This is a genomic window from Aeromonas sp. PrichA-15, assembly GCF_017939245.1.
Taxonomy (GTDB): domain Bacteria; phylum Pseudomonadota; class Gammaproteobacteria; order Enterobacterales; family Aeromonadaceae; genus Aeromonas; species Aeromonas caviae.
Genome location: NZ_JAGKRH010000178.1, coordinates 1 through 6,710, shown reverse-complemented (window position 1 = coordinate 6,710; position 6,710 = coordinate 1). Strand labels below are relative to the sequence as shown.

Genomic DNA, 6,710 nt, shown 5'->3' with positions numbered 1-6,710 from the left:
TTCAACCTCGCTTATTTCAGATAGCGTTGCTCAAGGTGCTTGCGCAGCCACTGCGGGTTCAGCGCCTCACCGGTCGCGCGGCGAATGAGCTCGTCCGTGCCGTGCAGGCTGCCCTGGGACCAGATATGGCGACCGAGCCAGCCAAAGATCTCCGGCAGGCGGCCGGACTCTACGAGCGTGCCCATGTCGCCGAGCTCACGCTCGAGTGCGAAGCGCAGCTGCGCCGCGTACATGGCGCCGAGCGTGTAGCTCGGGAAGTAGCCAAACGAGCCGTCCGTCCAGTGGATGTCCTGCATGCAGCCGTTCTGGTAATTGCCCTTCGTGGACAAGCCGAGCCACTGCTGCATCTTCGCGTCCCACAGCTCGGGGATGTCCGCGACCTCGATGCGCCCTTCCATCAAGTCCCGCTCCAGCTCGTAGCGCAGGATGACGTGGGCCGGGTAGGTGACCTCGTCCGCATCGACGCGGATAAAGCCGGGCTCGACCCTGTTGTACAGCTTCTCGAGGTTCGCGGGTGCGAGCGCATCCTCTGCCCCGAAGTGCGCGCGAATGCGCGGCGCAATCAGCGTGAGGAACGCGGGGTGATGGCCGAGTTGCATCTCGCAGAACAGGCTCTGGCTCTCGTGAATGCCCATGGAGCGCGCCTCGGCCACCGGCTGGCCGAGCAGTGCGCGCGGCAGGCCCTGCTCGTAGCGTGCGTGGCCCGTCTCGTGGACGATGCCCATCAGGCTGGAGACGAACTCCTGCTCGTTGTAGCGCGTGGTGATGCGCACGTCCGTCGGCACGCCGCCGCAGAACGGGTGGCTGCTCACGTCGAGCCTGCCGTGAGCAAAATCAAAGCCGAGCAGTCCCATCACCTCCTGGCCGAGCGCCTGCTGCGTCGCAACCGGGAACGGGCCTTGCGGGGTGAGGAGGGTGTCGCTCTTCTGCCGCTCGCTCACGGTCTGGATGAGGCCGGGCAGCCAGCTCGTCAGATCGCCGAAGATCTGATCCAGCCTCGCGCTCGTCATGCCGGGCTCGTACAGCGCCAGCATGGCGTCATAGGGGCGCACCCCGAGCGCGTCGGCGCGCAGGCGAGCCACCTCCCGCGACAGGCGCACCACCTCCTCGAGGTTCGGGGCAAAACCTGACCAGTCGTTCTCCTTGCGCTGGCGACGCCAGGCGTGCTCGCATTTGCTGCCGGCCAGGGAAAGCGCCTCCACCAGCGCCCCCGGCAGCAGGCTTGCATCCTGCCACTGGCGCTTGATCTCCCGCAGGTTCGCACGCTGGTGCTCGTCCAGCGGTTCGCTCTCTGCCTTGGCTATCCACTCCCCAAGCTCGGGGGCGGTGCGCTTGCCGTGGATCAGCACGCCAAGCTCCGCCATCGCCTCGGCGCGGGCCTCGTTGCCCCCCTCCGGCATCATGGCGGCCTGATCCCAGCCGCAGATGGCGGAGAGGTGGGAGAGGCGGTGCAGTTGTTGCTGATGTTGTTCGAGTTTCTGGTATGACATGGGATTGTCCTTGTTATCGTCCCTGATGGTATGCACCCCGTACCTGGCATGATCGGGGCCGCCCGATGCTAGCACTGCCATCCACCCTGGTGCCACCCTCAGGCAGTCAGCCGAGGCGCTTCTGGTGCCGTTCGCGGTTTTCCGCCTTCTTGCGCTCGCTCTTGCGCAGCAATACGTAGAGCGCACCGCTGCCGCCGTGGCGGCGCTCGGCGCTGTGCATGGCCATCACCGAAGGCAACTGTGGCAGCCAGGCGCTGACATGGCTCTTGAGCAGGGCACGCGGGGTGCTGCGCTCCCCCTTGCCGTGCAGGATCAGCAGGCAGCGGATATCCCGCACTTCGCATTCGGCAATGAACTGCACCAGGGCGATACGGGCCTCGTTGAGCGTCTTGTGGTGCAGGTCGAGGGAGCCTTGCAGCTCGTACTTGCCAAGGCGCAGCTTCTTGTAGACCCCCTCCTGCACGCCGTCACGCTTGAAGCCGACGATGGCGTGGGGGTCCAGCATCTCGACTGCTTCCGTGCCGAGGTGATCCAGGGTGAGTTGTTCGGCGGTGGCGGCTTCCCGGCGCGCGAGTTGCGCCTCGGTGGGCTGGCTGTTGCCCGCAACGGGGGCGATATGGTCGCTGCGAAGGGGCCGCACGTCGGCCACTTCCTGCAGGAACAGTGAGAGTTCGTCGTTATGAGACACGGCAGGCTCCCCGCATGAAAATGAGGGAGCCAGTATAGCGGGCCTTGGTGGGTCTTAGAATGGCAACGCTCGCGGGCCCCGGCCCTGCCGGGGAGGGCGGTCTGAGCGAGCCTGGTTATTGCCCCTCTTTGGGCGGCTCTGCGTGCATCACCTTGTAGATGAAATAGACCGCATAGGCGCTGATGAGCAGGAAGGTGCCGAAAATCACCAGCATGGACATCAGCCCCACGCTGTTGCCGAACATCAGGTTCATCCAGAATTCCATCTCGTTCACTCCTGTCACTGGGCGGTGACAGGCATGATAGATACCTCTTCATGAGGGAGGGGATGATCTCGATCAACTCCCTTTCTGGTTATTTAATCGGCAGCAAATTCTGTGAGCCGACGCGCATCCGGCGCGTCAGGTCGCCGGACTGGACGCTATTTTGCTTTCTCCAGGGTCGGTTCGGTGAGGGGCGTGATGCGCCAGCCCTGCTGCTCCAGCAGGGCGAGCAGCCCGTGCTCGCCGTAAAGATGCAGGGCCCCTACCACGATAAAGCTCTCGTTCGGCAGGCTGGGCCACTTCTTGACCCAGTTGCGGTTGCGCTCTGCCAGCAGGGTCTGTTCCAGCCAGGCTTGCAGCTTGGGCGGCGCCATCTCCTCCCTGAGCAGATTGATGAGGGTGGCCTCGTCCCCGTTCTGCCAGGCGGTCATCACGGCGTCGAACCCCTGCTGGATGTCGGGCAGCTCGTCCAAGGTGCTCTCCAGCATCAAGGTCTGGTTGTCGCCGACGCTCGCGAGATAGCCGAGCTGCTCCAGCAGGGTCTCCAGCCCGACGATGGGCTTGCCGCCGTCGTTCGCCCGCTTGGCGAAGTGCTGGTCGACACCGTATTCACCGCGATAGCCGGTGCGCTCCAGGGCTGCCTGGGTCAGGGTAATGGCCGCAAACCAGGGACGCAGCGGGGCCAGCATGCTCTCGTTCAGACCGTTCTGGCCCGCGGCGATGAGGGTGCGACGGTAGAGGTCGATGGGCAGGTGATCCTTGAGGGTCTTGCCGTCGACGAGCCGGGTGATGGCGCCCATCTCCTGCCACTGCTCCTGGCTGATGTGGGTCATGTCCACCTCCATCACCAGGGCGCGGCTCTGCTGCCAGGCGCGCTCCACCGGGTCCGGCAGGGGATAGAGAGAGGGTTTGCCCGCGTGGATGGACCCCAGCAGCCAGTGCTGTTCGTTGCCCTTGTTGATGCGGTAGAAGGCCGGATCGGCCATGGCATGGAGCGGCAGCAGCAGGCAGAGCAGGAAGGAGAGCAGCGTGGGATGGAATCTCATGAGGCACCTTATGTGAGCGGGATGAGTGCTCTATGATAAGTCCTCATTTGTCACAGCCAAGAGGTTTCCCATGCCCCACCTTCGTTTTCGGGCAGTTTCTGTCGACACCCTGCAGCGGATAAGCGCCCCCCTGATGGCGGATCTCTGCGCCCTGACCGGTGGCAAGCCGGAGTTCGTCACCCTGGAGTGCGTGCCGAGCCAGTGGGTACGAGATGGCCAGCCCGAAGCCGGTTTCCCCTTCGTGGAGCTGGTCTGGTTCGAGCGACCGCAGGAGATGCAGGATGCCGCTGCCGCCCTCATCACCCGCCACCTGAAAGGGGTGCTGGGGGAGCAGACCTATGTGGTGGTGCAGGTGCTGCCCATCGTCAAGAGTCACTACTACAGCAACGGCCAGCACTATTGAGCGGGTATCGTTGCTGAGACAGGTGCATGTCAAGAGGAGGGCCACCGAGGGCCCCTTTATCAGGCGGATTTGATCAGCAGCTTGTCAAGCCAGCGGCTTGGCAGCAGGCGGCGCAGCACGGTAAACAATTTGGTCGGGAAGGTGACCGGGTAGCGGTGCCTGGGACGCTTGCTCGTGAGCGCATGCAGTAACGGCGGGATGCAGGCCTCGCTAGGCAGGGTAAAGCCCCGGGCACCCCCTTCACGCTCCAGCCTGGCCAGCGTCTGGGCATAGGCGTCCTGATGGCGGCTGGCGGCGGGGTCTATGTGGCGCAGGAAGGCCTCCCGGGCATTGGCGCGAAACCGGGTGTCGATGGGGCCGGGTTCGATCAGGCTGATGTGCACGCCGCTGCCCGCGAGTTCCAGGCGCAGGGTGTCGGTATAGCCTTCCAGCGCGAACTTGCTGGCGTTGTAGGCGCCACGATACTTCATGGCCACCAGGCCAAGCACCGAGCTGTTCTGCACGATGCGCCCCTCGCCTGCCGCCAGCATGGGGGGCAATACCTGGCGAATGAGGTGATGCCAGCCAAAGAGGTTGGTCTCGAACTGCTTGCGCAGCGCCTCGGTGGGCAGATCTTCCAGCGCACCGGGCTGGCCGTAGACTCAATGTCAGATGTTTGTATATTATTGAATATATTGACAAAGATAGGTGATGTCGATGAATGGACCTAAAATATATCCCTATAGCCGAATCAGCTCTTCCAAACAAGCAAAGGGCCAAGGGCTCACGATTCAGCAAGAGGACTCTCTGTTGCAAGAGCTCTCCGAGCGCTACCAGTTACCCATCTATGAACACCGCATGATTGATAGCGGCAAGTCAGCCTTCCACGGTGATCACATCAAGGATGGGCAGCTTGGCTGGTTTCTAAACGCAGTTCGCTCCGGCGAAGTGGCAGAAGGCTCAATACTCGTCGTCAGCAGTCTTGACCGGTTTAGCCGGCAAGAGATCCGAAAGGCAACCAGCGATTTGGCTGGTGTATTGAGCTGCAACATCGGTATTTATTCCGCGATTGAGCAACGCATGTTCTGCGACCCCTATGGCGATAAATCAAGCAATGTGCTCGATATTCAACTTGCCGTCATGATACTTGAACGGGCTTATGGGGAGAGTCGAACCAAGCAGGTCAGAACACTGAAGCTCCGGGATCTTGCGATTGGGCGCCACCTCAATGGAGAGCGACATCCGTCGGGATATGCCTATTCAATCAAGGTGGTCGGTAATGATGTGTGGTGGGTTGATAACTCAGACGGCGTTGTGCGTCCGCATCCTGTATATATACATGTGGCGAGACAAATAGCTTTACGTTTGATGGCAGGCCATAGCCCTCGCAAAGTGACCGACTGGCTCAATCGCGAAGGACCGGATTGTCCGATTCAGCGATTCGACAAGCGAGCCCCTAAAGTGTGGAGCCATCATGTCATCCGGCGCTTCCACCTTTCCCGTGCATTAGTCGGCGAGAAACAGATTAACGATATTATTCTTGAGGGCTATTATCCGTCCGTTCTGACCGAGAACGAATATGCAGCCCTCGTTGATGCTCGCACTCGCCGCAAGCGTCCAAGGACGACCGGTAAGGCTACGGCTATCAGTTTGTTCGCTGAGCTGCCACAGGCTACTTGCCGTCATTGTGGTGCTAGCATTCACATGAACCGGGAAACGGGCGGTGCACTCAATTACCGCTGTAGTGGTTTTCGCGAAGAATATCGTTGTCTCGGATGGAGCAAGAGAGGCGCTGTAATCGAGAAAGCGCTGCTTGGTATCTGCTTGGACAAGGTCTGGAAAGACCCTGAAACGCTTCCATTAAGCCGAGTTCCAGCGCTTCAGGCTCAGATAGACAAGATTAATGGCCATATTCACAACTTGATGGAGCAGGCACGAGAAAAGGGCTTCCCCAAAATATTGACTCTGGAGATCGGTCGCCTCGAGTCCCAGTTGAATGAGCTATCAACACAGATGGAATTGGCTAAGGCAGAGGAGGTTGCGTTACAAGCACGGACTTGCGCATCACTTGTGCCACGCTGGGGTGCCATATCGGATCGTGTGCTCGATACAAAGAACGATGATGCCAGGATCGAATTACGAGAGCTGCTTCGTGACTCCATCGCGTCATTGACCATCGGCCGCCCTGGCTTGATATCGCTTCAGGATCGCCTGGCATTACTTTCAGACCCAAGTAAGAGTATCGATGAGAAGAACCGCCTATTAGCCGAGGAAGTCCCCCGAGGCCCTGAACGCTTTATCTTCGTCATGGACGTTACTTTCAACGATGGGGCGCATCGTTGCGTGACAATGGATAGGCATGGCGTGACTGCGATTGTTGGTACGGATCGCTCGTCATTGGGGACGGATGTCGCGGCGAAGTTAGGCAGTGTCCCCACAAGAATCTTTAATGCGTATGCGCCGGATGAGATCGACGAAGAGCTTATGGCCGAGTTGGAAACATTGCGGAGATCCGACAGAAACGCGATTCCTGAATAAGATGAGCAGCAGATCCATGTGGTCCGCTGCTAAAAATTTGTAAAAAATGTGAACAGGTTCTCCGTCGTTTCTAGCGTTGTCTCAGCAACACCATTTCAACGGCTTCTCATCTAATTAGCGCTCATGAGCGTCAACAGGCTGAATTCCCGAACGGGCAATTTATACCAATCGGATTAAACATTAGGTCAGTTTTATCCAATCTCGGCTACAAAGTGACATCACCCGCTCCACATCGGCAATAAAGTGCTTCCAGGCCGATGTGCAGGCATCAAGGATGTCGTCGTAATCCTTGAAGCTGCGATTA

At 60.0% G+C, this 6,710-nt stretch carries 6 protein-coding genes and 2 pseudogenes; 2 read left to right on the top strand and 6 right to left on the bottom strand.

Features of this window, described 5'->3' with window-relative positions; all coding sequences use genetic code 11:
- Nucleotides 1-11: 11 nt before the first annotated feature.
- The 4 genes from J9889_RS18180 to J9889_RS18165 all read right to left on the bottom strand — a co-directional run bounded on the left by J9889_RS18180 (nucleotide 12) and on the right by J9889_RS18165 (nucleotide 3,486).
- Nucleotides 12-1,490, bottom strand: a complete 1,479-nt coding sequence (locus J9889_RS18180; protein ID WP_210557602.1) for a carboxypeptidase M32 — start codon at nucleotides 1,488-1,490, stop codon at nucleotides 12-14.
- Nucleotides 1,491-1,596: 106 nt separating this feature from the next.
- Nucleotides 1,597-2,178, bottom strand: a complete 582-nt coding sequence (gene smrA, locus J9889_RS18175) for a DNA endonuclease SmrA (protein WP_010673286.1) — start codon at nucleotides 2,176-2,178, stop codon at nucleotides 1,597-1,599.
- 115 nt (nucleotides 2,179-2,293) lie between these two features.
- Entirely contained in the window at nucleotides 2,294-2,443 is a 150-nt protein-coding gene (locus tag J9889_RS18170; RefSeq protein ID WP_010673287.1) for a DUF3149 domain-containing protein, read from the bottom strand.
- Nucleotides 2,444-2,598: 155 nt separating this feature from the next.
- Complete coding sequence (locus tag J9889_RS18165; protein ID WP_041214639.1) at nucleotides 2,599-3,486, bottom strand: TraB/GumN family protein; 888 nt, start codon at nucleotides 3,484-3,486, stop codon at nucleotides 2,599-2,601.
- 70 nt (nucleotides 3,487-3,556) lie between these two features.
- On the opposite strand from J9889_RS18165, the gene J9889_RS18160 reads away from it, so the two are divergent.
- Nucleotides 3,557-3,889: a DUF1904 family protein gene (locus J9889_RS18160; protein WP_041214640.1), complete on the top strand. Its 333-nt coding sequence runs from the start codon at nucleotides 3,557-3,559 to the stop codon at nucleotides 3,887-3,889.
- Between the two features lie 59 nt (nucleotides 3,890-3,948).
- On the opposite strand, the pseudogene J9889_RS18155 reads toward J9889_RS18160, so the two are convergent.
- Nucleotides 3,949-4,527 (bottom strand): annotated as a pseudogene (locus tag J9889_RS18155) (SDR family NAD(P)-dependent oxidoreductase); the annotation flags it as partial.
- Between the two features lie 58 nt (nucleotides 4,528-4,585).
- Between J9889_RS18155 and J9889_RS18150 the strand changes: the two are divergent.
- Entirely contained in the window at nucleotides 4,586-6,406 is a 1,821-nt protein-coding gene (locus J9889_RS18150) for a recombinase family protein (RefSeq protein ID WP_210557600.1), read from the top strand.
- 180 nt (nucleotides 6,407-6,586) lie between these two features.
- Here J9889_RS18150 and J9889_RS24240 read toward each other — a convergent pair.
- Nucleotides 6,587-6,710: pseudogene (locus J9889_RS24240) on the bottom strand (IS630 family transposase); the annotation flags it as partial.